26 protein-coding genes are annotated in these 26,838 nt (G+C 33.3%); 15 read left to right on the top strand and 11 right to left on the bottom strand.

The window, feature by feature from the left end:
- Window positions 1-140: 140 nt before the first annotated feature.
- The 11 genes from GGR32_RS01955 to sucC all read left to right on the top strand — a co-directional run bounded on the left by GGR32_RS01955 (window position 141) and on the right by sucC (window position 12,119).
- Complete coding sequence (locus GGR32_RS01955) at window positions 141-3,014, top strand: NERD domain-containing protein/DEAD/DEAH box helicase (protein WP_183475794.1); 2,874 nt, start codon at window positions 141-143, stop codon at window positions 3,012-3,014.
- A complete protein-coding gene (locus GGR32_RS01950; protein WP_183475792.1) occupies window positions 3,004-5,559 on the top strand; it encodes a tetratricopeptide repeat protein in 2,556 nt (851 codons plus the stop codon). The genes GGR32_RS01955 and GGR32_RS01950 overlap by 11 nt, the downstream gene beginning before the upstream one ends.
- Window positions 5,559-5,720, top strand: coding sequence for a hypothetical protein (locus GGR32_RS01945; protein ID WP_183475790.1), 162 nt, complete (start codon window positions 5,559-5,561; stop codon window positions 5,718-5,720). Before GGR32_RS01950 ends, GGR32_RS01945 begins: the two co-directional genes overlap by 1 nt.
- A gap of 601 nt (window positions 5,721-6,321) precedes the next feature.
- Entirely contained in the window at window positions 6,322-6,561 is a 240-nt protein-coding gene (locus tag GGR32_RS01940; protein ID WP_183475788.1) for a ribbon-helix-helix domain-containing protein, read from the top strand.
- Window positions 6,554-6,841: a type II toxin-antitoxin system RelE/ParE family toxin gene (locus tag GGR32_RS01935; protein ID WP_183475786.1), complete on the top strand. Its 288-nt coding sequence runs from the start codon at window positions 6,554-6,556 to the stop codon at window positions 6,839-6,841. The genes GGR32_RS01940 and GGR32_RS01935 overlap by 8 nt, the downstream gene beginning before the upstream one ends.
- Before the next feature lie 375 nt (window positions 6,842-7,216).
- Window positions 7,217-7,459 carry a hypothetical protein gene (locus GGR32_RS01930; RefSeq protein ID WP_183475784.1) on the top strand — a complete coding sequence of 81 codons (243 nt, stop codon included), beginning with the start codon at window positions 7,217-7,219 and terminating at the stop codon, window positions 7,457-7,459.
- Window positions 7,450-7,767, top strand: coding sequence for a type II toxin-antitoxin system RelE/ParE family toxin (locus tag GGR32_RS01925; protein WP_183475782.1), 318 nt, complete (start codon window positions 7,450-7,452; stop codon window positions 7,765-7,767). The genes GGR32_RS01930 and GGR32_RS01925 overlap by 10 nt, the downstream gene beginning before the upstream one ends.
- Before the next feature lie 318 nt (window positions 7,768-8,085).
- Window positions 8,086-8,544 (top strand): glycosyl-4,4'-diaponeurosporenoate acyltransferase CrtO family protein, encoded by a 459-nt coding sequence (locus GGR32_RS11960; protein ID WP_221403674.1) that lies wholly within the window; start codon window positions 8,086-8,088, stop codon window positions 8,542-8,544.
- A gap of 652 nt (window positions 8,545-9,196) precedes the next feature.
- Window positions 9,197-9,778, top strand: a complete 582-nt coding sequence (locus tag GGR32_RS01920; RefSeq protein WP_183475780.1) for a TetR/AcrR family transcriptional regulator — start codon at window positions 9,197-9,199, stop codon at window positions 9,776-9,778.
- Window positions 9,779-9,820: 42 nt separating this feature from the next.
- Complete coding sequence (locus GGR32_RS01915) at window positions 9,821-10,612, top strand: SDR family NAD(P)-dependent oxidoreductase (RefSeq protein ID WP_183475778.1); 792 nt, start codon at window positions 9,821-9,823, stop codon at window positions 10,610-10,612.
- Window positions 10,613-10,925: 313 nt separating this feature from the next.
- A complete protein-coding gene (gene sucC / locus GGR32_RS01910; RefSeq protein ID WP_183475776.1) occupies window positions 10,926-12,119 on the top strand; it encodes an ADP-forming succinate--CoA ligase subunit beta in 1,194 nt (397 codons plus the stop codon).
- Between the two features lie 139 nt (window positions 12,120-12,258).
- Here sucC and GGR32_RS01905 read toward each other — a convergent pair whose 3' ends face one another.
- From GGR32_RS01905 to GGR32_RS01855, 11 genes are all read right to left on the bottom strand, one after another.
- Window positions 12,259-13,125, bottom strand: coding sequence for a sigma-70 family RNA polymerase sigma factor (locus GGR32_RS01905; RefSeq protein ID WP_183475774.1), 867 nt, complete (start codon window positions 13,123-13,125; stop codon window positions 12,259-12,261).
- A 160-nt stretch (window positions 13,126-13,285) separates the two neighbouring features.
- Complete coding sequence (locus GGR32_RS01900; RefSeq protein ID WP_183475773.1) at window positions 13,286-13,714, bottom strand: FKBP-type peptidyl-prolyl cis-trans isomerase; 429 nt, start codon at window positions 13,712-13,714, stop codon at window positions 13,286-13,288.
- Window positions 13,715-13,911: 197 nt separating this feature from the next.
- Window positions 13,912-14,733, bottom strand: coding sequence for an OmpA/MotB family protein (locus tag GGR32_RS01895; RefSeq protein ID WP_183475771.1), 822 nt, complete (start codon window positions 14,731-14,733; stop codon window positions 13,912-13,914).
- 394 nt (window positions 14,734-15,127) lie between these two features.
- Window positions 15,128-15,934 (bottom strand): hypothetical protein, encoded by an 807-nt coding sequence (locus GGR32_RS01890; RefSeq protein WP_183475769.1) that lies wholly within the window; start codon window positions 15,932-15,934, stop codon window positions 15,128-15,130.
- A gap of 50 nt (window positions 15,935-15,984) precedes the next feature.
- Window positions 15,985-16,176, bottom strand: a complete 192-nt coding sequence (locus GGR32_RS12125) for an Imm17 family immunity protein (protein WP_425487747.1) — start codon at window positions 16,174-16,176, stop codon at window positions 15,985-15,987.
- A 121-nt stretch (window positions 16,177-16,297) separates the two neighbouring features.
- Window positions 16,298-16,726 carry a type II toxin-antitoxin system VapC family toxin gene (locus GGR32_RS01880; protein ID WP_183475767.1) on the bottom strand — a complete coding sequence of 143 codons (429 nt, stop codon included), beginning with the start codon at window positions 16,724-16,726 and terminating at the stop codon, window positions 16,298-16,300.
- Window positions 16,726-16,977 carry a DUF6364 family protein gene (locus GGR32_RS01875; protein ID WP_183475765.1) on the bottom strand — a complete coding sequence of 84 codons (252 nt, stop codon included), beginning with the start codon at window positions 16,975-16,977 and terminating at the stop codon, window positions 16,726-16,728. Before GGR32_RS01875 ends, GGR32_RS01880 begins: the two co-directional genes overlap by 1 nt.
- Before the next feature lie 523 nt (window positions 16,978-17,500).
- Window positions 17,501-18,151 carry an Abi-alpha family protein gene (locus GGR32_RS01870; protein ID WP_221403673.1) on the bottom strand — a complete coding sequence of 217 codons (651 nt, stop codon included), beginning with the start codon at window positions 18,149-18,151 and terminating at the stop codon, window positions 17,501-17,503.
- On the bottom strand, window positions 18,141-18,638 hold the full coding sequence (locus tag GGR32_RS01865) for a DUF4365 domain-containing protein (protein WP_183475762.1): 498 nt from the start codon (window positions 18,636-18,638) through the stop codon (window positions 18,141-18,143). Before GGR32_RS01865 ends, GGR32_RS01870 begins: the two co-directional genes overlap by 11 nt.
- 468 nt (window positions 18,639-19,106) lie before the next feature.
- Entirely contained in the window at window positions 19,107-19,820 is a 714-nt protein-coding gene (locus GGR32_RS01860; protein WP_183475760.1) for a YebC/PmpR family DNA-binding transcriptional regulator, read from the bottom strand.
- 61 nt (window positions 19,821-19,881) lie between these two features.
- Complete coding sequence (locus tag GGR32_RS01855) at window positions 19,882-20,865, bottom strand: transporter (protein ID WP_183475758.1); 984 nt, start codon at window positions 20,863-20,865, stop codon at window positions 19,882-19,884.
- Window positions 20,866-20,981: 116 nt separating this feature from the next.
- Between GGR32_RS01855 and GGR32_RS01850 the strand changes: the two genes are divergently transcribed.
- Genes GGR32_RS01850 through GGR32_RS01835 form a run of 4 tightly spaced genes read left to right on the top strand, consistent with a single transcriptional unit; the run spans window position 20,982 to window position 26,485 of the window.
- Window positions 20,982-21,257 carry a DUF4834 family protein gene (locus tag GGR32_RS01850; protein ID WP_183475756.1) on the top strand — a complete coding sequence of 92 codons (276 nt, stop codon included), beginning with the start codon at window positions 20,982-20,984 and terminating at the stop codon, window positions 21,255-21,257.
- Window positions 21,258-21,286: 29 nt separating this feature from the next.
- Window positions 21,287-23,731, top strand: a complete 2,445-nt coding sequence (locus GGR32_RS01845) for a YfhO family protein (protein ID WP_183475754.1) — start codon at window positions 21,287-21,289, stop codon at window positions 23,729-23,731.
- Complete coding sequence (locus GGR32_RS01840; RefSeq protein WP_183475752.1) at window positions 23,731-25,029, top strand: glycosyltransferase family protein; 1,299 nt, start codon at window positions 23,731-23,733, stop codon at window positions 25,027-25,029. The genes GGR32_RS01845 and GGR32_RS01840 overlap by 1 nt, the downstream gene beginning before the upstream one ends.
- Complete coding sequence (locus GGR32_RS01835; protein ID WP_183475750.1) at window positions 25,022-26,485, top strand: oligosaccharide flippase family protein; 1,464 nt, start codon at window positions 25,022-25,024, stop codon at window positions 26,483-26,485. The genes GGR32_RS01840 and GGR32_RS01835 overlap by 8 nt, the downstream gene beginning before the upstream one ends.
- Window positions 26,486-26,838: the final 353 nt, after the last annotated feature.

Below are 26,838 nucleotides of genomic sequence, written 5' to 3'. Positions count from 1 at the left end.
CGTTGTGCGGCATACAAGAAAAGCCAACCGCACAAACAGCACATTTGGTTTTTGCCGACACGAAAGCTAACGCTGAAAAAACCAAAAGAGCTGTTTTTTGCCAACGGCTCGACTGAAAATAACAAAAAGGAAATTAGAATATGCTTGAAATAAGAAAAGGAACGGCAGCCAAGAATTATGAAAACACTTTCTTTAGAGAGTTTGCAGAAAACCTTAAAAACTTATTTGACAAGTATTCACTTGACGGACTACTAATCGCAAACTCTGAATGTGAAGCTGAAAAGAGACTTCAAATTGATGCATTACTGATTACTGAAAAAGCAGTATGCATAATTGACTTTAAAAATTTCGGTGGAAAAATTACTTTACCAAAAAACGCAAAATCTGAATTTGACTTTGGCAAGTGGACTAATGAGAAGGGTGAGATAATTAAAGGCGGTAGTTCCATTAATCCGTTCATTCAACTAAAAAACCAAAAAGACCGATTCATAAAAGTTGTAGAAAACCAAATCTTAGACAGATTGCCAACGTCAGACTGTTTCAACCCTTATCACACGGTGCGAACGGTTTGTTTTCAGAAGCAAATTGAATTAATTGGAAGTATTCCACCAAAGGAAGAACTCAACTTCTTCATAATTGATAAATCCAACTACCTTGAAAAAATCAAGGACATTATTGATATTACTGATAAAGAAGTTTCTCTAACAAAAGAATCTTATGATGTATTTAAAGATGTTTTCAGGGCAGACATTTTTGACCTTTCAGAAAATTATGGAGAAACTACAGATTTCACCACTTATGAAACTGCTTTAGATTTTGAAAACCTGTATCCTGACCAAAAGTCTGCTCTTCAGGAAATCGAATCTTTCTTGAAATCAGAAGACGAAAGGTTTTTTGTACTTCAAGGAACATCATTAAGCGGTAAAACACATTTGATTCCTTTCATACAGGATGTAGCATATAATAATCAAATTCCAGAAGCCAGACTATTTGCATCATCTGGACGAGTAGCCAACAATTTATTGAAGAATACAAACTTAGAATTTGAAAGTATCTACTCTTACATATACGGTGGAAGCATTACTAATTCAGCAACTGAAGAAAAAGAAGAGTCTGAAAATCAAGACGAAGACAAAATAGACTTAGAAATTGTTCCGCTCAAAAAGTCGGACGACACAGAAGAAGCAATATTCATTGTGGATGAATCTCATCTAATTTCAGATAATTACCACCAATCTATTGACTTGCGATTTGGCTCAGGCAAGTTATTGAAGGATTTTATTGAGTTTGCAGACTTAAAAAATTCAAAGCGAAAAATCATTTTCGTTGGAGACAGCTTTCAACTTTCTATTGGCAAAAAAGAAGAATCCGCACTTAACCCTGAATATTTAACTGATGAATACAACTTTGAAGCTAAAGCATTTCAGCTTGTTGATAAAGAGAAGAAATCTCCTATTGTTGCGGAAGGATTAAAAGCTGTCAAATGCATTCGCCATCAATCGTTCAACAACTTAAAATTTGAGATTTCCGATTCTCTGAAAATCTTATCAAAGGATGAATTGAAAGAAGGAATTGAAAACTCTTTGAAATCAACCTCAAGCTCACATATTCTTTGCTACTCAAATTTTGATGCTCAGAAAATAAATTTCTGGATAAAGAATTCTATCCTTAAAAATGGAAACGACTTAACAAAAGGTGATTTAGTCATTTTTGGAAACAACATAAGAGTTGAGGATGAAAACGACCCTTTTGCTGAACCTAAAAAGATTTTCAATGGACAATTTGGAACAGTTGTTTCTGTGTCAAATACTATTACAAAAACTGAAAAACTAATCACACCTTTAACCTTCCGTGAAGTAACCATCAACTTACAGAAATCAAATCACACACTTAGTTTTCTCAGCTTAGAAAATTTTAGACTAAGTGATAAAGGAGAACTTTCGAAAGAAGAAATCATATCCTACAAGATTCTTTTGGCTCAATTGGCAGAAAAAGAGTTGGACAACTTTAAAAATGGCAAATATCACGTTGATGAAGAATTGAAAGACTTATTGCAAAAATTGGCTGATGGTAAGCGAGTAAAAACTAAAGTTACCCGCAAAATTCAACGTGCACTAAGCAATATGCCAGCAACGGATTATTACAAGTTCAAAAATGCTGCTCAGATGCGATTTGGTTGGGCTTTAACGGTTCACAAATCAATGTCCTACAAGTGGGATGAAATATTTTTTAATGTAGAAACGGGCGGTGGTAAAACGAACGAAACCTACTTTAAATGGATTTATACAGGTTTGATAAGAGCAACTTCAAAAGTTAGCCTTATCAATTACACACCTATTTCTCCATTCTATAAAGTTGATTTAAAACCAACAATTCCTTCAAGTTCAAATGGGAAGGACTTATTCTATATTGCTGATGCATCTATTGATTTAAGTAATCTCAATAAAGAAGTAGCAAATAAATACAGTTTCAAAGATGATGATTTTAAGTCCTCTCTACTTCAATTACATCAATTCATCGAAGGAAAGCTAACAAGCAAGAAAATAACCATCGATTCCATTAATCATCCAAATTATCAGGAATTATATGAGCTAAAAGGGAATTCTGGAGAAACAGCCACAATTTCAATCTACTACAATAAAAAAGGTCAATTCAAAATGCCTTCTTTGATGAAATCACAACCGAAAGAATTTGGCGAAGAACTGCTGAATATTCTGAAAGCAGATAATTCGCTAGATGATTTCGGCTTCATTAAAGACAATTGGAGAGTTTCAGCGTATTGTCAGTTAAACGAAATTCTTAAAGAAAAGGACTTAACAATAAGCTACATCATTCAAGCTCCATACAAAGATACGGTTCAACTCATTCGTTCTGGCAATAAGCTGACAGCCGACCTATATTATGACGGAGATGGATTTTTCTCAACGATTTCCGCTTTGTCATCAACTGAAACAAGTTTATGGACTGATTTTCAGCTAATCATTAACGATTTAAAAAACTTCGATGGATTCTAAAACGGTTTTTGAATTACGAAATGAAGCTAAAGATTTATCAGGTGTTGAAAAACTGAATAAATTAAACAATGCCTTAGGAATAGCAAGAAAACTATATTCTGATGAACCTTATGATGATTGGATTCAAAAAGCATTTGCTTGGGTTCTCATAGATTTATGTAAACACTACATAACAGACAATAATTTAAATCAAGCAGGAACTTGTTACAGAGAATTAAGCACAATAGATTTTCAAGGTTATGAAGATGAAATAATTGAAAGTCAAAAAAACTTTCTTCGTCCAAAAATTGATACTAATTATTCGGAAGTTCATAAAGCTGAAGAATTAAGTAAGAATGGGAAACATAAAGAAGCATTAGCTATTTGCAAAAAACTGATTTCTCAAAACCAACTTTCAGAGTTACATCACGAATCTTATGGTTGGATAATTTACCGATACATTAAAGCAGAAGAAAGCAATCTTTCATCCCTTGGGGTACGAACATTTTTGAGAGATTATATGAACTTGAAGAATGAAAGACCTTCAATGCTTCATTCTATGATTCTAAATTTTGCTCTAAACTATTCCAAAACACACAGCGACTTTAAATTTTACAATTTCTTCCTTTTATGGAATCCAGACAATCTTCGATACGAAGATTTAAACGATGGATATATAGATGGGAAAAGTATTCCTTCGCTTATATCACGCATTTGCAGAGAGTTTGTAAAATCAAATACCGAAATAGACCTCGAAGAATTTTCAAACAAAATAGACCTTGATAAAGAAACCGTTTTGGACTTTTTCAGAGAAACCATTTTTTGGAACATTTTCAATACTCACAAGGAAAACAGGTTTGCCGAATTGTGGAATTTATTTGAGCAATACAATGTCAATTATTCAAAACAAGGACAATCAAAGTGGCATTCCGAAATTCTAAATCTTGCAGAAAGATTTATGAAAGAAAATGAAGAATGGCGGTTTATTAACTTTTTCAAAGATTGGAATCCCGAGAATTTAAGAAATCAAGATTGGAAAGAAACCAAAAAAGACGAAAACACATACCAGCCATTAGCAACAAAGGCACTTAAGAAGACTTTTGAAATTCTGAAAACCCAAACATCGGAACAGGATTTATCTTGGCTTATCCAGGCATATGAACAAGCAATCAAGTTGTTTCCAGATGATGAATGGTTGTTGCGTCAAAAAGCATTACTACATTTAAGAAACAACGAATTAGAATTGGCAATCAAAATATACAAAAAGCTTGTTCTAGAACTTGCTGAAAAGCATTATGTGTGGCAAGAGTTTTCAGATTGTATTATTTCCGATAACTCCTTAAAAATCGGGATGTTGTCAAAAGCATTGAAATTAGAAAATAACGAAGATTTTTTGGGTGATATTCATTTGAATCTAGCAAAGGCTTTGATTGATGAGAATTTGTTAGAAAATGCACTCATAGAACTTGAAGCATACAAGAAGCATCGAGAAATAAAGAACTGGAAATTGTCATCAGAATTTGATGAGCTTTACAAGAAAGCGAATCAAGTCAAACTAAGTATAGAAGACAATAAGGAACTATATAAAAAATACATTCCATTTGCTGAAACCTTCGCATATGATGATTTTAATTGGACAGAAGTTGTTTTAACGGATAAATGGAAAAACAAAAAGGGGAAAGAACGTTTGACTTTTACTAACGGAGAAACAATAGAGTTTTCTATTGGAAAGAATCGTTTTGAAGTTTTGAAGCAATCCGAAATAGGTCAGATTTTCAAATTCAAACTTCACAAGCAAGAAATTAAAAAAGAAGTGGAAAGAAGTTTTTCTTGGCTTAGTAAAAATATCATAACAGAATACAAATATATTCCTCTCATTGCGGACAAAACAGAAAAACAAAATTGGGAAATACTTAATGACACTTTTGCGGTTGTAGATTACATCAACAAAGGGAAAAACATAATTCATGCAATTACAACGGACAACAAGGAAGTCTTTTTTCCTCAATTAAATAGTGAATTACAAATTGGCGATTTTATAAGAGCTAAGAGTTATGTCAAGAAGGTAAAAGACGAAAAACGAACGGAATTAAGACAAATCCAAAAAATTGACAAAGAAGTAGCAATTTCTAAATTTCAAACTCAAATTGCCATTGTGGACGGAGTAAATGAACAAAAACAATTATTTCATTTTGTCATTTCATCCAAATTGCAAGGAATAGTTAAATATGCTGATACAAACATTAGACCAAAAGAAGGCGATTTTATTAAACTGTCTTTTGGCACTAAAACAGGAAAAGACAGAAAATTAAGAGTAAAAGTATTGAACATTGAGCCTACAGAAGAAGTAAATCCTAATTTAAGAAAGGATATTACAGGTCTATTAGAAGTTAAGTATAAGAATTATAATTATGATGAAGAAATACCCGACTTTGCTTTCGTTGGTGATTATTACGTGCCGAAATATCTCTTACAAAAACATCAAATTTTGGTTGACTGTAGAGTTAACGCAACAGCAATTTATGCAGGGGACAAATGGAAAGTAACAGAAATTGAAGTAATATAATGCCAACGCTAAAAGCCATACACATTTGCAATTCGCACCAGCCAACGCTGCAACCAAAAATTGCAAAAGAGTATGTCTTTACCAACGCTGACGGACAGAAAAAGAAAAAGTACGACCGCACAACATTGGTAACCGTTGCACAAGCCTATAACTTTGCCTAAATTGATTTTGTATAAGCCGTTTTAAGCGGCTTTATTTTTTTTATTAGTTAAGCGAATAGTTAATAGTTGAGTGGCTTAAAAATGAAGCTGTACGTTTTTTTTTTTAATACCAAACAAATCAAAAGTGTCGGGTTTTTCGGCATCGTGAAAATTGTCTGTAAAATTTGCCACGAAAGAAGCGTTGAAATTTTAGGCTGTCTGAGTATTGGTTTGCCAATACGAGTTCTCTAAAATTTAGCTTCCGAATAATAAATTTAAGACAAGATTCAGTAGCCTAGATTTTTTTGATTCGTTTTTTTATCGATGAAAAAAATGAATACTCATGTCGCCTACAGCAACACTTTTTCTTGAGCTATTCTCGAACAACGCCCTGACAGTACGACTGTAATTCGCTATAGTTGTAGTATATTATTAATATTTTGACTTGAGACGCCTACATAGGTGAACTCTCGACAACAAACGGATATAGCGAATTACGTCTAATGGCTCTCTTTGCTCTTGAAGCTATCACTTCAGCGCAAATCGATATATCCATCAGGGCGTTGGCTATAATTTGGAAGTGATTCGTATTTGGTGTATATTTACATCAAATAATTAGATTATGTCGAGACAAAGTATATCATTTACAAAGCCGAACGATGAATGGCTAAAATCCCAAGTGGATAATAAGGAATATTCAAGTAAAAGCGAGGTAGTTAACGATTTGATTAGACAAGCCCGAAAACAGCAAGTTAAAATTGACTGGATTCGAGCTAAAATTGAAAAAGCTGAAAAAAGTGGATTTACGGATGACAGCAAAGAAAGTATTTTAGCTCAATCAAAGTCTTTACTAGATGGCTAAATACAAACTGACAAACGAAGCGAAAAATGACTTGATTCGGATTCACCATTACGGAGTTAAAAAATTCGGAATGACTCAAGCGGACAAATATTTTGAGTCTTTTTTTGAATATTTTGATATCATTGCTGAACGACCTTTTTCCTTTGAATCTGTTGACTATATAAAAAAAGGATACAGACGTTGCGTTTGTGGAGTTGATGGTATTTACTATAAAATCAATGAAAATATTGTTGAAATAGTGACAATACTTGGAAGACAAGATTTGAATGAAAAATTATAATGGAATTTTAAAAAAAACTATTGCCAATCGAGTAGACGGCTTTGCACTCAAATAGGAAAGAGTTCGCCTCTAAAATATTTATATTCACAAAATCGTACAGCAACACTTTCTCTTGAGCTACTCTCGAGCAATGCCCTGACAGTACGACTGTAATTCGCTATAGTTGTAGTAAATTATTAATAACTATTAACTTGAAACGCCTACATAGGCGAACTCTCGACAACAAATAATGGCTCTTTTTGCTCTTGAAGTTTACACTTCGGTGCAAATCGCCATATCCGTCAGGGCGTTGACAACAAGCTGAAAAAAATTAGATAATCATAAAAAGCAACCGAAATTGATAATTTTGTATCTTTGATAAAAAGACAATAGGAAATGGATTTAGAAGCAAGGAAAATATCATTTGTTCAAGAGTTTTTAAGACTTCAAAATGAGGAAATCGTGAGCGGACTTGAAAAATTATTACGCAAAAAGAAAGCTGAATTAATTGAAAAGAACTTCAAGCCAATGACAATAGAGCAATATAACGCTGAAATTGACCAAGCAATGGAAGACTCAATAAATGGACGAATGATAAAAGCAACGGATTTAAAGGCTAAAATCCAAAAATGGAGTTAGAAGTTTATTGGTTAGAGCTTGCAGAAAACAAACTTGAGGATATTTACAGCTATTATCTAATCAAAGTAAGTAAAAAAGTCGCTGAAAATTTAGTGAATGGAATTGTTGACTCGACTATTGGAATTGAAAAGCAACCAGAAATTGGGCAAGTTGAAACCAGCTTAGAACATAGAAAACAAGAATTTCGATATTTAGTGTTTAAGAATTACAAAATAGTTTATTGGATAAATTATGACTTTAGACGTATCGAAATTGCGAATGTTTTTGACACAAGACAAGACCCTGATAAAATAGATGAAACTGAATAAAAAGCCAGTTGCCAATCGAGTAGACGACTCCGCACTTAAATAGAGAAGGAGTTCGTCTTTCAACGAGTTATATTCGCGAAGTCGTACAGCAACACTTTTTCTTGAGCTATTCTCGAACAACGCCCTGAAAGTACAACTGTAATTCGCTATATTTGTAGTAAATTATTAATAACTATTAACTTGAGATGCCTACATAGGTAAACTCTCGACAACAAATAATGGCTCTCTTTGCTCTTGAAGTTTTCACTTCAACGCAAATCGCCATATCCGTTAGGGCGTTGGCTACAATTATGAAAAAACACGAAATTCAAGAGAGTTATGCTTAAATATTTAATATTTGGAATATCAATATCATTTATATCGTGGATAGTCGGAATGATAATTAATAGTATTCTTGTCAAAACTGAATATTACAAAAAAATATCAAATCTGAATTTTATTGAAAGTAAATCTTTAAATAAAACTATTGGAATTGATTATTTTAAATGGATTGTGAAAAATTCATTTTTCAAGTTTTTTAATCAGAAAATAAAATTGAAAAATAAAAAAACGGAATTGACTGAAATACGAAAGGAAATGACAATTGCGGAAATAAGTCATTTAATTGGGTTTATTTTCGTGACCTTTTTTGCTGTTTATAAAAGTATTACTCACGACTTTTTATTCGGTCTGATAATAATGATTGCGAATATTTTAATGAATTTATATCCTTCATTATTACAACAAGAAAACAAAAGACGGATTGACAAACTCATTAATCGTCAAATAAAACTGTAGCTAACAATAGTAGCTGTTACACAAACCTATAATTTTACCTAAATTAATATTATATAAGCCGTTTTAAGCGGTTTTATTTTTTTACTAGTTGAGCGAATAGTTAATAGTTGAGTTTCTTAAAAATGAAGCTGTACGTTTTTTTGTTTTAATACCAAACAAACCAAAAGTGTCGGGTTTTTCGGCATCGTGAAAATTGTCTGTAAAATTTGCCACGAAAGAAGCGTTGAAATTTTAGGCTGTTTGAGTATTGGTTTGCCAATACGAGTTCTCTAAAATTTAGATTCGGAGTAATAAATTTAAGACAAGATTCAGTAGCCTAGATTTTTTTGATTCGTTTTTTTATCGATGAAAAAAATGAATACTCATGTCGCCTACAGCAACACTTTTTCTTGAGCTATTCTCGAGCAACGCCCTGACAGTACGACTGTAATTCGCTATAGTTGTAGTAAATTGTTAATAACTATTAACTTGAGACGCCTACATAGGTGAATTCTCGACAACAAATAATGGCTCTCTTTGCTCTTGAAGTTTACACTTCGGAGCAAATAGCCATATCCGTCAGGGCGTTAGCGGTAATGTGAAAATTTTATAACTGAAATTATTTGTTTCAGTTTTATTTTTTCTATTTTTGTAACAATCATTATAAAAATAAATGAAAGGAAGACCGGTTGTTTATAAAGACAAAGAAATGGTGCTCAAAGCCCAAGAAATATTTTGGAAAAAAGGATATAATGCCACGTCCTTGTCTGAACTAAGTACTGCTACTGGAGCAGGGGCAGGTAGTTTATACAACACATTTAAAGGCGGGAAAAAAGAATTATTCAAAAAATCACTGCAACAACGCAAAGAAGATTTAGAAACTTTCAAAACCAAACTACAAAATAGCGATAAACCTATCGAATTAATTAAAGAGTTTTTCATTAGTGTGGCAACTGTGTCAAAAGAATCCCACTTGAAAGGATGTATTGTTGCTAATACAATTGTAGAAATGACTTTTATAGACGAAGAGCTAGAAAATGAAGCAATAAAAATTATAAAAGAAACAGAAAAACTCTATACTACTACCATTCTTAAAGAACAAAAAAAAGGCAACATCAAATCAAAAATAGCGGCAGATGTTTTGGGAAAGTACTTGATTACACTTTGGCTTGGAATTAATACATTACGAAGAATTTACCCGGATAAAGAAATTTTAAAACAGCAAATTGAATTGCAACTTCAGATAATCAATTAAATTTTTTTAAACATTTATTTAATAATCATTACAAAAATAAAAATGGAATTAAAGTTAACAGGAAAGACAGCATTTATAAGTGGCTCAACACAAGGAATTGGTTTTGCTATCGCGCAGCAATTATTGCAAGAAGGAGTTTCTGTAACCATTAACGGACGAAAAAAATCAAAAACAGAACAAGCAAAAAAACAATTACAAAAACAATTTCCTAATGGAATAATTTCAGCAATATCGGCTGATTTTTCAAAGAAAGAAGAAGTAGAAAATCTGCTTCAGCATCTAACTGATATAGATATTTTGGTAAATAATATCGGAATTTTTGAAGTTGAAGAATTTCAAAATATAACCGATGAAGATTGGTATAACTACTTTGAGGTAAATGTAATGAGTAGTGTTCGTTTATCTCGTAAATTATTGCCTAAAATGCAAAATAAAAATTGGGGGAGAATTATTTTTATAAGCAGTGAATCAGGAGTAAATGTGCCTGAAAATATGATTCACTATGGTATGACAAAAGCAGCAATGTCGGCTATTGCTAATGGACTTTCTAAATTAACAAAAGGAACCAAAATTACAGTAAACACTATTTTAGGTGGTCCTACCTATTCCGATGGAGTATCAAAGGTTGTTGAACAAGTTGCTGAAGCCCAAAGCTTAGAGGTTGAACAAATGAAAAATGTAATTATTCAGCAGTCTAACCCACAAATTTTATTACAAAGATTCATTGAACCAAATGAAATAGCAAGTTTGGTTACTTACTTGGCAAGTCCACTTTCAATTGCTACTAATGGAGCTTCTTTAAGGGCAGATTCAGGAGTACTTAAAATAATATAGAAACTACTTACAACACCAGCACACCTATAGCATTACCTAAATTGATTTTATATAAGCCGTTTAAAGCGGCTTTATTTTTTTATTCGTTAAGCGAACAATAATAAAGAGTAAGGATAATAAAGGTAATCACTACACAATTTAGAACGAGTTGTAATGCTTTTATAGGTATAATTTAAAATAAAAAATGTCCGTAGCAGAAAAAATTTAGCTAATTGTTAGTTAGGAAGAATAAAAGCCTTAAATAAAATTGTCTTAATTTAATACATTTCTTATTTTTGTGCATCATAAACTAGAACACGAGAAAAACCTGATTATGAATTTACACGAATATCAAGGAAAACAAATACTAAGTAGTTTTGGCGTTCGCATACAACGCGGAATAGTTGCCCAAAACCCAACCGAAGCTGTAGCAGCTGCAAAAAAACTAACCGAAGAAACAGGAACTGGTTGGCATGTAATTAAAGCACAGATACACGCGGGAGGCCGTGGTAAAGGAGGCGGTGTTAAATTAGCTAAAAACCTACAAGAAGTAGAAAGCCTTGCTGGACAGATTATTGGGATGGATTTAATAACTCCGCAAACTCCACCAGAAGGTAAAAAAGTAAATCAGGTGTTGATTGCCGAGGATGTATATTATCCAGGAGACAGCGAACCTGAAGAATATTACATGTCTGTATTGCTTAACCGTGCTACAGGACGTAATATGATTATGTATTCTACCGAAGGAGGTATGGATATAGAAACTGTTGCCGAGGAAACTCCACACTTAATCTTTACAGAAGAAATAGATCCTGCTACAGGAATTCTACCTTTCCAAGCTCGTAAAGTAGCTTTTAATTTAGGTTTATCTGGAGCAGCTTTTAAAGAAATGGTAAAGTTTGTAACTGCTTTATATACAGCCTACGCAAAATCGGATTCTTCTTTATTTGAAATAAACCCAGTATTAAAAACTAGCGATGATAAAATCATGGCTGTTGATGCTAAGGTAACGCTAGACGATAACGCGTTATACCGCCATAAAGATTATATGGAAATGCGTGACGAGCGTGAAGAAAACCCAACCGAAGTTGAAGCTAAAAAATCTGGATTAAACTATGTAGATCTAGACGGAAACGTTGGTTGTATGGTAAATGGTGCTGGATTGGCCATGGCTACTATGGATTTGATTAAACAAGCAGGAGGGGAGCCAGCTAACTTTTTAGATGTTGGTGGTACTGCCGATGCAAAACGTGTAGAGGAAGCTTTCCGTTTAATCTTAAAAGATGATAACGTAGAAGCTATTCTTGTAAATATATTTGGAGGAATTGTACGTTGCGACCGTGTAGCACAAGGAATTGTAGATGCTTATAAAAATATGGGAGACGAAATTAAAGTTCCTATTATTGTACGTTTACAAGGTACCAATGCAGATATCGCTAAAGAACTTATTGATAGTAGCGGATTAAACGTAGAAAGTGCAGTAGAATTTAAAGAAGCTGCAGATAAAGTACAAAAAGTATTAAGCTAAGCTTTAAAATAGCGAAGGCATAAAAAATCCCATCCAAGTTTTTGGATGGGATTTTTTTATATTTCTATTTAAGGCTTTATATAAAAAAAGCCACCTAAAATTACTTAATAAGTAGCGGTAGCTTTTTCTCAATTAACTATTAACCCAAAAATTTCTTTAAAATTTTGTTTTTAGACTGATTTTTAAGGCGTCTAATTCCTTTTTCTCTAATTTGTCTAACGCGTTCCCTGCTTAAATCGAAAGTATCTCCAATTTCTTGTAAAGTCATTGCAGGCTGATTTCCAATTCCGTAATTTAACCTAATCACATCAGCTTCACGAGGGGAAAGCGTATCTAAAGCCCTATTGATTTCGATGCTTAAAGAATCTTTCATAAGTTGATCATCTGGGTTTGGCGATTCTCCAGAGCTAACAACATCGTATAGGTTAGAATCGTTTTCACCTTCTTTAAAAGGAGCATCCATAGAGAGGTGCCTTCCAGAGTTTTTTAAGGCTTCTTTTACCTGAGCGGTTGTCATGTCTAACTCTTTGGCTATTTCCTCGGCAGAAGGCGGGCGCTGGTATGCTTGTTCTAGATGAGAAAAGGTTTTATTTATTTTATTAATAACTCCAATTTTATTTAAGGGTAAACGCACTACACGCGATTGTTCTGCCAATGCCGATAATATAGATTGCCTAATCCACCATACTGCATACGAAATAAATTTAAACCCTCTAGTTTCATCAAAACGTTTGGCGGCTTTTACCAAACCTACATTTCCTTCGTTAATTAAGTCGGGAAGCTTTAAGCCTTGGTTTTGGTATTGTTTTGCTACAGAGACAACAAATCTTAAATTTGCATTGGTTAATTTTTCTAAAGCAGCTTGGTCTCCTTGTCTTATGCGTTGTGCTAATTCTACTTCTTCTTCGGCAGTAATTAAATCTACTTTACTTATATCTTGTAAATACTTATCTAACGATTTAGATTCACGATTGGTTACCTGTTTGGTAATTTTAAGTTGTCTCATATAGAAATCCTTGTTTTTTAAAGAATAACAAGTTCCATGATACAAAAAAAAAGCATGCAAACCAAATTATTAACTAGTTTACTTGCTTTTTTAAGTTATGTTAGTATTTTTTAATAAAAATACTGGGTAAAAAGTAGTTTTAAATAACTTGTATTAACAATTATTTAATTTCTACCAATTCTAATTCAAAAATAAGATCTTTTCCTGCCAATGGGTGGTTAGCATCTACAACAATAGCTTCATCTTTAACTTCTGCAACACGCAATTGTCTTTCGGTACCATCTGGGTTTTTAGATACTAAGCCCATACCTACTTTTGGCTCTATTTCTTGTGGGAGTTGACTTTTAGGTACTTCCATAAATAATTCTTCTTGAACATCACCATAAGCTTCATTACTAGGAATTTCGATAGTTTTCTTTTCGTTAACTTTCATATCGATAACTCCGTTTTCAAATCCAGGAATTAATTGTCCTTGTCCTAAAGTAAATTCTAAAGGCTCTCTTTCTAAAGAACTATCAAAAATTTGCCCGTCTTTAAGTTTTCCTGTGTAGTGTACGCGTACGGTGTCGTTTTGTTTAACTTGACTCATAAGTTTCGTTTTTCTATTTTATAGGAATCATATTTTATGATTATTTCCTTATCGACGAAAGTACACTTTTATAAAAGCAACGCCATAAAAAAACGCCAGAAATGGCTTATTTTTTTATAAACTTAACATATTTTAAACCAAAAAGCCTTCTTTTTTTAAAGAAAGAAGGCTTTTTTAGTTTTATACGAAGTTTAATTTTATTCTTCTAGCATTGCTAAAAACTTATCTAAGTTAGGAAGAATAATGATACGTGTTCTTCGGTTTTTTTCTCTTCCTGCACGGTCTTTATTGTCGGCAATAGGGAGGTAGCTGCTTCTTCCTGAAGCGATAAGCTGTTTTCCTTCTACCTTGTATTTGTTTTGTAAAATACGAACAACAGAGGTAGAGCGACGTACACTTAAGTCCCAGTTATCTTCTAGGTAAGACTCTTTTTTGATGGTTTGAGAGTCGGTATGTCCTTCTACAAGTACCTCCATGCTTGGTTCACTTTTTACTACTTCTGCAATTCTTTTAAGCAATGGGTAGGCTTTAGGGTTTACCCAGTAGCTTCCGCTTTTAAAAAGCATTTTATCAGAAATAGTTATTTGCACTACTGTTTTATCTACATTTACCTCGATATCTTCATCTTCTCCAAACGATTTTGTTAAGTTATAAGCGATTGCTAAATCTATAGAGTCTGAAAGTGTTTTGGCACCGGCCAATTTTTCTGGAGATACATTTCTCAATGTCTTACGCATGGCAGCTTTGTTTTTTTCTGACATTGCTGTAAGGTTTTCTACCATTTCTAATTTGCTGTCGTTATCGTCTTGTAGGGCGTTAATCTTAGCATAGTAGTTATCTACCTTTTCTTCAATTTTAGCGTATTTTTCTTCGCATTCGTCTTTTTCTACCCTTGTTTTTAGGAGTTCAGATTTTGTTGTGTTTAACTCGTCTTCAAGTGCGGTAAATTTCTTTTTAGAAACACATGAGGTACTTAAAATACCTAATGCAACTGCTGTTAATACAAAAGATTTTCTCATAGTTATATAATTATTTATTGATGATAGTGTATGGCAAAAAACAAAAATCTATTGGTTTTAGTGTATTTAATTCCTTAAAAGTATGTTAAAGTACTATTTGTAATATGGCCTAATAAGGTAAGGCTCTCAAATATAGTTGATTGTGTGAGTACGGTTAAAGCTTACAAGTTTAGTTAAACATTACAAAGGTTAAGTTATTATTGAACCGTTGTGTGCAATACTTGTGCGTATATTGGGTGATAGCTATTTTTAGGATTTAGTGAGAATATAAATAGTTGAGGGAAGGAGCTATTTATTTACTTGGTAATAGGTAGTATTATTCTTTTTTTTGTGGTTTATTATTACATAATGTTTATAGTAAAAAAAACCTCCACAAAGGTGGAGGTTTATTAGTTTACAGGTAATACTTAGCAGGAATTATTTTAGTTCCATAACCAAAGTTATCATTAGAGGTTTCTAATGCTCTATACCAAGCAAAGGGTATGATGCCATCAGAAGGTAATTTTTTATTAGGTAAAGGGGTATCATCGTATACATAAAAGGAAACGACTCTAATATCTGCATTTGCCTCTATGTTTAAGTCGTCTAGTATGGTTTCATCTAGTGTGATGTGTACTGAACTTTGTGCATCGTTAAGTTTATTATATAATTTAACCATGTTTTTTGAAAACTTACTCTTATCTATAGCATCTAGATCTCTAAAGTCGTTTAGGTATTTGGATGTTTTTTTTAAAACAGCAATATTTTTAGCATATTTAGGATTTATAGAGTAAACTAATAGTACTGCTGCCGGGGTGATATCACTAGTAACTTTTTCCCATAAACGTTTATCTGATTGAATTACAGATGAGTATATTATTTTAGCGTTAGTTACATCATTTCTCCATTTAGATTTTCCGAAAAGCAAAGGAGGTTTAATGGTATCTTTAGCCATTTGGTGTGTAGGATTGTTTATTGCAGTATCTAGGTTTTCTAGTTTATCTATATTTGTTTTATTAGTAATAAATTGAGCGTCTACTTTTTCTAATGTAAATCTCAGTATATTGGAATACTTATCAATTTCTTCTTGTTTTTTTTGGCGAATAAGAAATCGCTCTTTTATTTCGGTTACATCAACACCTTTTGATTCTAGGTCGAGGATACCTTCCCAAGTTAAATTTTCTTCCCAATTTTGAGCTATATTCATACCAGGTAATTTCATGTTTTTTTATTTTGGTAATGGTGAGATTAGGTTTTATTCTAAAAGCTTAATTAAAATAATACAATAAAAAAACCTCCTATGCCTATAATGGACGTAAGAAGGTAAACAGTTCCTATAACAATTCTAAAATTTTTACGCCCGAACGTATTATAAAAAAAGCGTTGATTTCCACTACTTGGAGAAATTGCCCAATTTTTATTTCTTACAATCGCTATAAAAAGTATTAAGAATACAACTCCGATAATTAAATAAATCCACTCTGGTGATTGTTTAAAAAATGTAACTTTGGAAAATCAAGCAGTTCTAAATGGGGGAAGCTGACACTCCGTACCTATTTAGAGAGGGGTGGAGCTATCTACTCGATTAGGCACTGGCACTGGCTTTTCCTTTTAAATATGTTTCAGGTGTCAAAATGGCTAATTCACTCTTTTTAAAATCTTTTAAATTTCTCGTTAAAATAATTTTAATTTGTCCGTTTTCAATTGCCGAAAAGTTTTGTAAGGCATCCTCAAAATCTTTAAACTCTGAATTTAAAGCGTTCATAACTGCATTTTTGTCCATTTTTACAATTTCGATAATTGTCAAAAGCTGTTTTATTTTTTCTACAATGATGTTGTGTTTTGCAGTTTTACGCAATAAGTAATAGACACTTGAAATAATTACCGGTGTTGTAAACCCTTGTATTTGTTTTTCTGCACAAAGATTGATTAATTCTGTTGAATACTTTGCAAATGGTTTTCTGTCGAAAAAGAAATCCATTAAAACATCTGTGTCGATAAGAACTTTATCCATTATAAATATTTTTCTTCTAAACGGTTTTTAAGTTCTTTTTTATAATCCATGTTTTTTGGCATTTTAAATGAACCTTTTAATGATTCGACAATTGGATTAAGTTTTTGGTCTTCGTTTTTTTGTTCTTTTTCAATAAGAGTTTTCAAATAGTTTTCAATTATATCAGATAAACTACGATTTTTATCTTTTGCATAACTTTTAGCTCGTTCAATTATATCCCGTTCTATTGTCAATGTTAACTTTGTATTCATTTTAATTAACTCTTTTAAGTTCAATTACAAAGTTACAAATTGATTTTTAATTCACGTGCTTTTTTTATTTAATCTACACGTGTTATTTTTAACTTATGGCTAGCACCCTGACGGATATGGCGATTTGCGTTGAAGTGTATACTTCAAGAGCAAAGAGAGCCATTAGACGTAATTCGCTATATCCGTTAGTTGTCGAGAGTTCACCTATGTAGGCGTCTCAAAGTCAATAGCTATTAATAGTTTACTACAAATATAGCGAATTACAGTCGTCGTACTGTCAGGGCGTTGTTCGAGAATAGCTCAAGAAAAAGTGTTGCCGTAGGCGACATGACTTGAGCGACCCATAGGGTATTCTCGAACTACGGTTTGCAGCTTGGCGAAGTGGCGGAAATCGAAGCACAAATGTTCAGTTTTGCACAAAAGTTCAATCGAAGAACTGCTGTTGAATTTAGCAGTGAACCCGCCATTTTGCCAAACTGCTGTTACCTGCCGTTTTTCTTTTTGTGTCTACTGGTGTCATTGTTTATCTTTCACAAGCATTTAGAAATTCAAAACCGAAGTCTGTGATATAAAATTCGCCAGACGCTAATTCTTCAAAGTCCCATTTCCACTGTCCTGTGCTTTCGTCAATGTCACCACCATACTGAGAAATTTCAAGAGTTTCTTTAATAAGCCCAAGTCTTTCAAGATTAGCCAATTCTTCGGAGGTAAATTTTATCTCTTTGTTTGCATTGTAGCCTTTAAAGGTCAATTTGTTTCCGTTGGATTGCAGAAATCTCAATATTGTAACTTCATTGGTTGAGAGTTGCTTTAAAATATTAGGGTAAACGTTTATCGTTAAGTTCTTAGAAGTGTCAATGTAGTTAGTAAATAACTTTGCCCATAAATCTTGCAAAGTTTCATCCTCTTCAAGTGAAACACCTTCCAAATAAGGAATAAGAACTTTCAGATTAACTTGCTTTATGTCAATTTTTTCCTCGTCAACAATTTTCTTGACCTTCTCTAGATTTCTGATTTGATTTTTCAGTCTCCAGAGTTTTACATTGTCTGAAAACAATAGTCCGAGTTCGTCAACAGAAGGACCAATAAGTTTTTGCAAAAAGTCTTTTGCCAAATCAAGCGACTTTTCAATTGTAGATGACTTTAGGTTTAGTTCTCCCATTTTAATTTTCATTTTGTTTTTGTTCTACTCGCATAGCAGCTAATTTCTTGTCTGTAACTCTTCTAACATAACTTGTGATTTCATCCCAGTTAATTTCAGAAAGTTTGTTTTGCCTTGGAAAATAAATTGTAAAATTTTCTTGGTCAGGATTTGCAGGTGGAGTAACGTCTTTTAAAAGAATCCAATATGCTTCGTTTTCATCTTCAATGAACTTGACCATAAGAACAACCCTAAGATTGTCCCAAAGATAATTATAGGTTGAAACCTTTAGTTGTTGTCTTTCTGTCTCATTTAAGGTGCCGCTTGTTGCAGATGATTTCAATTGAACAATAAGGTCTAAACCTCGATATTGACCTTCTTCACATATTTCCAAATTCAAATCTTGTCCATAGTCTTTCTTAGGAGTTGTTGCAGTCCAGTCTTGTGGCAAATGTTGCAAAAAATAAGTTTCAGATTTCTGCTCCAAAGTATGGTTGTTATGTCTTTCAGGATATTGCATTGAGGTCGCTTTTGATTGTCTGTTAGTTATTTTGTGTCGCCCAAAATGGCTGGTAACTTGTATATATCCTCAAATATAGATAACTTTTTATGTTAAAACAAAAGAAGTTCTAAACCCTAAGAGGGTTTGGTTAAAAAATTAAAGATATGGGTTGTTTTTTAAATAAAAACCATAAAAAAATCAGGTCGAAAATACTTCGGATAGAGAGCTCTATTTTTTCGCTTTTTTATAGCTTATAAATAAGTCATTTTTACATCATAATTAAACCATAGCTAAACTAAAATCAGCCCATTTTTTAGTGGACAATTTGTGGTCTCACCCTAGACTAGGTATGGACTAGGTGTGGACTAGGTATGGCTTTGATAGGGGAAAAACACGGGTAAAACTAAAGACTGGTTTTTAGTGTTTTTTAAGGGGTTTAAAAAGCAAAAAAAATCCTGCTTAACACTAAGCAGGATTTTTAAATTATTAATTAGATTTCATGGTATGAAAAACATTTTGGACATCGTCATCATCTTCAATTTTTTCTAAGAGTTTTTCTACCTCTTCTTGTTCTTCTATGCTGAGTGTTTTGGTAACGGTAGGAATACGGTCAAAACCCGATGATAGGATTTCTATTCCTCTGTTTTCTAATTCGTGTTGTATTGATCCAAAACTTTCAAAAGGTGCGTATAGGCTTATTCCGTCTTCATCTTCAAAAACTTCTTCTACGCCTAAGTCAATAAAATCGAGTTCTAATTCTTCTACATCTTGTCCTTCTGCTTTTACAGTAAAGTTACAGGTATGGTCAAACATAAATTCAACAGAACCCGAAGTTCCTAAACTTCCGTTGTGTTTATTAAAGTACGAACGTATGTTAGCTACTGTACGCGTGTTGTTGTCGGTGGCAGTTTCTATAAGTACGGCAATACCATGTGGGGCATAGCCTTCAAATAAAACTGTTTTATAGTCGCCTTGATTTTTATCGGAAGCTCGTTTTATAGCTCGCTCGATATTATCTTTAGGCATGTTTACGTTTTTAGCGTTTTGTATTACGGCACGTAGTTTTGCATTAGCATCGGGATCGGGACCTCCTTCTTTTACTGCCATTACAATATCTTTACCAATTCGCGTAAAGGCTTTGGACATTTTTGCCCAACGTTTCATTTTACGCTCTTTTCTAAATTCAAAAGCTCTTCCCATAATTATTTTAAAAAATTTTCACAAAAATATAAAAACCTTGTTTAATGCTGAAAAAAATGCCTTATTCTGTTGGCTCTGGGATGTTATTTTTTTTCTTTTTCTCTTTTTTATCTTTCGTAGAAGCTTTTTCTATTTTTCCTTTTCTTCCTTCTTTTATCATTTCATCTTGCTTATGCATGTCTATTCTATACGAGAATCCTAAAGCTACTTGCCAGCGGCTTGGGGTATCTTTAAAGTTAACTAAGCCGGATAGGTCTACTTGAAGGTCTTTTGTAAAAAGGTAAGCACCTCCAAACCTAGCAATATCATCGCTATACAAATCGTTTTTTATGGTTTGGTATTCGGCAAAAATAGATACTTTAGCACTTGCGGCATGTGTCATGGTAAATATTCCTGCATAGGTAGGGTATTCGTCCCCAATTTTTTCTGCGATAATATTCATTACAAATACCCAACGCCCCCAATTGTTTTGGGTAATTAACGCAGCAGTAGGGGTTATTTTGGTTTCTAAATTGTCATTTATATAAGGGTAATACATCAGTTGGTTGTCTCCAAAAAGGATATTTGCCCCTGCATATAGAGAAACGGCCGGAATTAAATCTCTCCATTTAAAACGGTTATTTGCCTTCCAGCTGTATAGGTTAGGTTTTTCAAACATTCTTTTTTTATAAGGGTCGTAAATTAAATATTTCACCCCTAAGGTGTTAGACCTAAAATTACTGTATTTTAATTCTTCGGAAGTGATGCCTTTGGTGTTGGTTACCGTTGTGTTTAGGTAGCTACCTAGTAAACTAACTTCGAGTTGCTCTTTAAAAAAACCGTACCTAATGCCATAATCTATTCCCCAGAAATCGGTATCGGTATGGGTAAGTTTATGTTCATCGTTTCCCAATTTAAGGCCTGTTTCTATCTGAAGCACTTCTGTACCTACTGCAAAAGCCCCTTGCGAGCCTCCGGGTCTGTTAGAATTAATGGTTTCTGTATATTGTGCAGAAGCTATCAAACTTGTGCAAAAGGCGCAAATGCCAACAAGTGTTTTTTTCATTTTCTTTAAAATTTAACTCAAATATAGCCGATTTTTACTATTTTTTATGCTTCATAAGTAATTTTTGAGGTTTAAAATTAATATTTTTGTAAGCTGATTATAGACTTAATGCATTTATGGAGTTTTTGAAAACACTTCTTATTATCATCCTTATTTTTTTAGGCATTCGTATTTTTTTTAGAATGTTTGGCCCAGCTATTATGCGCTATGCAATGAAAAAAGCCAGCGATAAAATGTCTAAAAAATTTCAGCAACAATATCAATCTCAACAGTCTAATAGACAACATACGCAAGAAGAAGCTGGGAAAGTTAGCTTTGATTCTCACACAAAATCTACCCGAAAGGCAAAGAAACAAGTAGGAGAGTACATCGATTTCGAAGAAATTGATTAATTTTCGGCCTGTATTTAAATAGCAGCTTAATGAATTTTAAAAAGTTACTTCCACATGGCTTAGTATTGCTAGGCTTTATCGTTATTTCTTTAGCTTATTTTCATCCCGTATTGTCTGGAAAAGTTATTTTTCAGAGCGATATAGCACAATATGTAGGGATGGCGAAGCAACAAAATGACTTTAGGCAAGCTACCGGAGAAGAACCTTATTGGACAGATGCTGCTTTTGGAGGGATGCCCACTTATCAGCTTGGTGCCAACTATCCGTATAATTACATAAAAAAACTAGATCGAGGTTTGCGTTTTTTACCACGCCCTGCCGATTATCTTTTTCTTTATTTTATAGGCCTGTATATTTTTCTATTATGCTTAAAAATAGATTATAAGCTAGCCGCAATTGGCGCGTTGGCTTTTGGGTTTTCTACCTATCTTATTATTATTTTAGGCGTAGGGCATAACGCTAAAGCACATGCTATTGCTTATATGCCATGGGTGTTGGGTGGAATTGTGCTTTGTTTTAGGCAACGGTACTTGCTAGGGGCTATTTTGTTGTGTTTAGGAATGGCTTTAGAAATTAATGCCAATCACTTTCAAATGACCTACTATTTATTACTGTTGGTGCTGGTTATGGGAGTAGCATACTTTTATGATTTTTATAAAAAGAAAAAACTACCGCAGTTTTTTAAGGCCATAGGCATTATGTTGGTGGCGGTACTTATTGCCGTAGGTACAAATGCTACAAACCTATTAGCTACAAAAGAATATTCGGACTTTAGTACACGTGGAGATACAGGACTAAGCATTGACCCCGATGGAAATGAAAAAGAAAAACTAAGTGGGCTTTCTTATGAATATATTACAGAGTATAGCTATGGTATTTTAGAAAGCTTGAATGTATTTATACCGAGGTTTATGGGAGGCTCTAGTGCCGAAAACCTAGGAAAAGATTCCGAAGTGTATAAAGCCGTTATACAATTAGGAGCTTCGCCACAACAAGCAGAATACTTTTCTAGTAGAGCGGCAACTTATTGGGGGAACCAAACTTATATTGGAGCACCGGCATATATTGGAGCAGGAGTTATTTTCTTAATGATTTTTGCCTTGTATTTAATAAAAGGAAGATTAAAATGGTGGCTTGTAGGCGGGTCGTTGTTAGCATTGATACTATCTTGGGGAAGCAATTTAGCTTTTGTAACAAAGTTTTTTATCAACTACGTGCCACTTTATGATAAGTTTAGGGCCGTATCGTCTATCCAAGTAATTATGGAGCTTTGTTTTCCTGTTTTGGCTATTGTAGGCTTATCGAAATTGTTTGCTAAGGATATCTCCGAAAAAACAAAACTCCATGCGTTAAAATGGAGTAGTATTATTGTAGGAGGAATTTCTATCAGTTTTTTACTGCTAAAGTCAATGCTGTTTGATTTTACAGGAAGCAGCGATGCCGCTATGATAGACCAGCTAGGGGTAGATTTTGTACGTGCATTACGCGAAGATAGAAAAAACATTTTCACAACCGATACGCTTAGAAGCCTTATTTTCGTGCTTTTAATCGCAGGGGTAATCTGGGCTTATCTTACCAAGAAGCTTCAGCAAAACACAGGTATTGCCCTTATAGGCCTATTGTTGGTTGTCGATTTAGTAAATGTAGATTGGCGTTATGTAAATACCGAAGATTTTGTAAATAAACACGAAATGGAACGTCCTTTTATCGCTACACAAGCCGATAAAGAGGTGCTAAAAGATACAACGCATTACCGCGTATTAGACATTACCGATAGTCCGCTAAATTCGGCAAGGGCTTCTTTTTTTCATAATTCTTTAGGCGGTTATCATGCTGCCAAACCAGGACGCATGCAGGAGTTGTTTGATTTTCATGTTTATAACGGAAATCAGCAAGTGTTAAATATGCTTCACGTAAAGTATATTTTGATGGAAGATAGGGAAAAAAGAGAAAGCATAGCCGAACCTAATCCCGATACAAACGGAAATGCTTGGTTTGTAAATGAGTTGCAAACGGTAGAAAGCCCTAACGAAGAGATACTTGCCTTAAATAAAATAAACACCAAAACAACGGCTGTAATAACAAAGGAATATGCTACAAAGCTTCCGCAGAAAGACTTTAAAACCGATACAACGGCTTCTATCAAACTGGTTTCTTACCAGCCTAATAAATTGATTTATACCTACGAAGCAAAAGAAGATCAGCTTGCGGTGTTCTCTGAAATGTATTATCCACATGGATGGAAAGCTACCATAGACAATGGCGAATCGGTAAATATTTTTCCTGTAAATTATGTGTTACGAGCAGCAGTACTTCCAGCAGGAAATCATAACATCAGTTTTAGTTTTGAGCCAGAAGTAATTACCACCGGGAGTATGATTACCTTAATAAGTTTAGGGCTTTTACTTATATTATTAGCAATAGGAATATGGCAGTTTATTAAAAATAAACATGCTCAAAAAGTTACTCACTAATGGAAACTAGGGTACTTATTGTTGCTTATTATTGGCCTCCCGCCGGTGGTCCTGGCGTACAACGTTGGTTAAATTTTGTAAAATATTTACCCCAAAATGGAATTAAACCTGTAGTTTTTGTTCCCGAAAATGCCAATTACCCCATTATTGATAAAAGCTTTGAACAGGAAATTCCCGATGGGGTAGAAGTGCTGAAGTTTCCTATTTTTGAGCCCTACCAATGGGCTTCTTTTTTAGGAAAAAAAGAAACCAACAGCATTAGTTCGGGAATTATAGAAAAAGAAGAAAATCAGACCTTTACACAAAAGTTAATGCTGTATATACGTGGAAACTATTTTATTCCAGATGCACGTATATTTTGGGTTAAACCTGCTGTAAAATATTTAACCGATTTTTTAGCTAAAAACAAGGACATTAAAACGCTTATTACAACAGGGCCACCACACAGTTTACACCTTATTGGGTTAAAGTTAAAACAACAAAATGAAATGAATTGGGTGGCCGATTTTAGAGATCCTTGGACAACTATTGGCTATCATAAAAAATTAAAATTAACGGAAAAAGCACATAAAAAACACTTGCATTTAGAGCAAGAGGTTTTAGATAAAGCTTCTTTAATTTTAACCACAAGCTACACTACAAAACAGGAGTTTTCGGAAAAAACAACAACGCCTATACAAGTAATTACCAATGGTTTTGAACCTAAAGAAGTACTTGAGAAACCTTTAGATAAAAACTTTACATTAGCACATATAGGCTCTTTATTATCAGATAGAAACCCTTTGGTTTTATGGAAGGTGATACAGGAGTTATTACAAGAAAATACGGAGTTTAAAAAACACTTTAAATTACGCTTTATCGGTAAAGTAAGTAAAGAGGTTTTAGCGAGCTTAGCGACATATCATTTAACCGATTTTGTAGAAAATTTGGGTTACCTTCCACATCAAGAAGCGGTATTATTTCAAAACACAAGTCAAGTATTATTGCTGATTGAAATAGATTCGGTAGAAACTCGCGGGATAATTCCGGGTAAATTGTTTGAGTATTTAAACACATCGAGACCTATTATTGCCATTGGCCCTGAAAAATGGGATGTAAACCAAGTGATGAAAGCCGTAGGAGCGGAGTCTTGTTTTACCTATCAAGATAAAACAGCTTTAAAAGATAGTATAGCAGCTTATTTTAAAGCTTATCAAGAAGCTAACTTAAAAGCTACGGCTAGGTTTACCGAAAATTTTACCCGAAAAGCACTCACTAAGCAACTGGCAATAGCACTAAAACAACTGCCTAATGGGTAAAAATATCGTATTTAGCCAGTCTATTACCAATATGCTAACCACTTATATTGGTTTTGCTTTTGGAGCAGTAAACACCTTGTTTTTTTACCCCAGTTTTTTTTCGCAAGAAAACTACGGACTTGTTTCTTACTTGCTTTCGGCAGCTACGTTGGTTTGGCCTTTTATGGGGTTTGGAATACAAAACACACTTATTAAGTTTTATAGCGGATATACCTCTAAAATAGAACAAGAAAAACTACTTAGTTTAGCCTTGTTTTTTCCGTTATTTATCGCTTTGGTGAGTGGGAGTGTAGGCTTGCTTATTTTTGATAAAATTACAAGTTATTACCAAACAAATGCATTGGTACAACCTTACATTTGGAGTATGTACTTTATCGCTTTAGCTATTGCTTATTTCGAGTTGTTTTTTGCTTGGAGTAAATTAAAGCTAAAAAGTGTGTTTGGAAACTTTATGAAAGAGGTTTTTCATCGTGTAAGCATTAGTGTTTTACTTTTTTTAGTTTATAAAAACCACCTTGATATAACAAGTTTTATTTGGTGTATGGTTGGGGTTTATGTATTCCGAATGTTGGTTATCATGGCGTATGCTTTTTGGCTTATTCCTCCTAGAATAAGGTTTAGCTTACCCGAAAATTTTAAAAGTATCCTCAATTACTCGGCACTTATTTTTATAGCAGGTTCGGTCGCTACGGTTTTGTTAGAACTCGATAAAGTGATGCTAGAACGTTTTATTCCTATAGAATTAATATCGGTTTATGCCATAGGGGTTTATATAGCATCGGTTATTGCTGTTCCTGCACGGGCTTTACATCAAATAGCAAATCCTGTAAGTGCTAAGCTGCTAAATACCAATAAACTAGAAGAGTTGAGCGTTTTATATAAAAAAAGCTCATCTAACTTGCTTATTATTAGCGGATTAATATTTTGTTTAATTATAGGAAATACCACAGAGTTGTATCAGATAATTCCAGAAAATTACGATTTAGGAATATGGGTTTTATTGCTTTTATGTGTTATAAAACTGTATGAAAATATGCTTGGCAATGCCAATGCCATTATATTTAACGCTGATTTTTATAGGCGGGTGCTTTTTATAGGCGTATTGGTGGTGTTATTTGCTGTGTTGTTTAATTGGGTGTTTATCCCGAAACTAGGTATGCTAGGTGCAGCTTTGGCAAGTTTTATAGCTTTTGGTATTTACAACAGTTTAAAGCTGTTTATTATTCAAAAAAAGCTTCATATACAGCCATTTAGTTTAAAAACTTTATTGCAATTGGCTGTTATTTTCACCATAAGTTACTTAAGCTATACCATAGATTTGACAGTTAGTGTATGGATTGGTATAGCGATAAAATCGGTAATTATTGTATTGATTTATACGTTTTTAACTTATATGTTTAAATTTTCTGAAGAGCTAAATACTTTTATTAAAAAACTGCTATTTTTTGTAAAGTAATCGAAGATATCATTAAGCATTAAAGCAGCTATAAAAGCTTAGGTAAGTGCAAGGTGAGTCCAATATAGGTCCAATGTACCTCCAATATTTCTTATAAAAACATTGGACACAAACTAAAGACATCTTGAAAATACTTTATAAAGGAAGTGAAGTATATTGAGTAATTTATTTATTTTTTATTAAATATTTATATACTATTCATATTTATTGATAATTGCAAAATAAAAAGTCATATATTTATTGCTATAGTTAATAAACTTGATGAGGACTTTAAAAGCTTATCTATAAAACTAGGGTAGAAATTTATAATACAATCAATTTTGAAAACTAAAGGTATAAATATTTGGTGGTTA

The sequence above is a fragment of the Mesonia hippocampi genome (assembly GCF_014197445.1).
Taxonomy (GTDB): domain Bacteria; phylum Bacteroidota; class Bacteroidia; order Flavobacteriales; family Flavobacteriaceae; genus Mesonia; species Mesonia hippocampi.
This window is presented reverse-complemented; position numbering and strand designations above follow the sequence as displayed.

What these genes read in the sequence shown, in the direction of transcription:
- GGR32_RS01915 (WP_183475778.1), top strand. Translation starts at nt 9,821, where the DNA reads ATGGAATTAAAGTTAACAGGAAAGACAGCATTTATAAGTGGCTCAACA.
- GGR32_RS11960 (WP_221403674.1), top strand. Translation starts at nt 8,086, where the DNA reads ATGCTTAAATATTTAATATTTGGAATATCAATATCATTTATATCGTGG.
- GGR32_RS01950 (WP_183475792.1), top strand. Translation starts at nt 3,004, where the DNA reads ATGGATTCTAAAACGGTTTTTGAATTACGAAATGAAGCTAAAGATTTA.
- GGR32_RS01900 (WP_183475773.1), bottom strand. Translation starts at nt 13,714, where the DNA reads ATGAGTCAAGTTAAACAAAACGACACCGTACGCGTACACTACACAGGA.
- GGR32_RS01860 (WP_183475760.1), bottom strand. Translation starts at nt 19,820, where the DNA reads ATGGGAAGAGCTTTTGAATTTAGAAAAGAGCGTAAAATGAAACGTTGG.
- GGR32_RS01890 (WP_183475769.1), bottom strand. Translation starts at nt 15,934, where the DNA reads ATGAAATTACCTGGTATGAATATAGCTCAAAATTGGGAAGAAAATTTA.
- GGR32_RS01930 (WP_183475784.1), top strand. Translation starts at nt 7,217, where the DNA reads ATGGATTTAGAAGCAAGGAAAATATCATTTGTTCAAGAGTTTTTAAGA.
- GGR32_RS01945 (WP_183475790.1), top strand. Translation starts at nt 5,559, where the DNA reads ATGCCAACGCTAAAAGCCATACACATTTGCAATTCGCACCAGCCAACG.
- GGR32_RS01875 (WP_183475765.1), bottom strand. Translation starts at nt 16,977, where the DNA reads ATGAATACAAAGTTAACATTGACAATAGAACGGGATATAATTGAACGA.
- GGR32_RS01955 (WP_183475794.1), top strand. Translation starts at nt 141, where the DNA reads ATGCTTGAAATAAGAAAAGGAACGGCAGCCAAGAATTATGAAAACACT.
- sucC (WP_183475776.1), top strand. Translation starts at nt 10,926, where the DNA reads ATGAATTTACACGAATATCAAGGAAAACAAATACTAAGTAGTTTTGGC.
- GGR32_RS01880 (WP_183475767.1), bottom strand. Translation starts at nt 16,726, where the DNA reads ATGGATAAAGTTCTTATCGACACAGATGTTTTAATGGATTTCTTTTTC.
- GGR32_RS01835 (WP_183475750.1), top strand. Translation starts at nt 25,022, where the DNA reads ATGGGTAAAAATATCGTATTTAGCCAGTCTATTACCAATATGCTAACC.
- GGR32_RS01840 (WP_183475752.1), top strand. Translation starts at nt 23,731, where the DNA reads ATGGAAACTAGGGTACTTATTGTTGCTTATTATTGGCCTCCCGCCGGT.
- GGR32_RS01855 (WP_183475758.1), bottom strand. Translation starts at nt 20,865, where the DNA reads ATGAAAAAAACACTTGTTGGCATTTGCGCCTTTTGCACAAGTTTGATA.
- GGR32_RS01870 (WP_221403673.1), bottom strand. Translation starts at nt 18,151, where the DNA reads ATGAAAATTAAAATGGGAGAACTAAACCTAAAGTCATCTACAATTGAA.
- GGR32_RS01845 (WP_183475754.1), top strand. Translation starts at nt 21,287, where the DNA reads ATGAATTTTAAAAAGTTACTTCCACATGGCTTAGTATTGCTAGGCTTT.
- GGR32_RS01865 (WP_183475762.1), bottom strand. Translation starts at nt 18,638, where the DNA reads ATGCAATATCCTGAAAGACATAACAACCATACTTTGGAGCAGAAATCT.
- GGR32_RS01895 (WP_183475771.1), bottom strand. Translation starts at nt 14,733, where the DNA reads ATGAGAAAATCTTTTGTATTAACAGCAGTTGCATTAGGTATTTTAAGT.
- GGR32_RS01935 (WP_183475786.1), top strand. Translation starts at nt 6,554, where the DNA reads ATGGCTAAATACAAACTGACAAACGAAGCGAAAAATGACTTGATTCGG.
- GGR32_RS01905 (WP_183475774.1), bottom strand. Translation starts at nt 13,125, where the DNA reads ATGAGACAACTTAAAATTACCAAACAGGTAACCAATCGTGAATCTAAA.
- GGR32_RS01850 (WP_183475756.1), top strand. Translation starts at nt 20,982, where the DNA reads ATGGAGTTTTTGAAAACACTTCTTATTATCATCCTTATTTTTTTAGGC.
- GGR32_RS01925 (WP_183475782.1), top strand. Translation starts at nt 7,450, where the DNA reads ATGGAGTTAGAAGTTTATTGGTTAGAGCTTGCAGAAAACAAACTTGAG.
- GGR32_RS01920 (WP_183475780.1), top strand. Translation starts at nt 9,197, where the DNA reads ATGAAAGGAAGACCGGTTGTTTATAAAGACAAAGAAATGGTGCTCAAA.
- GGR32_RS01940 (WP_183475788.1), top strand. Translation starts at nt 6,322, where the DNA reads ATGTCGAGACAAAGTATATCATTTACAAAGCCGAACGATGAATGGCTA.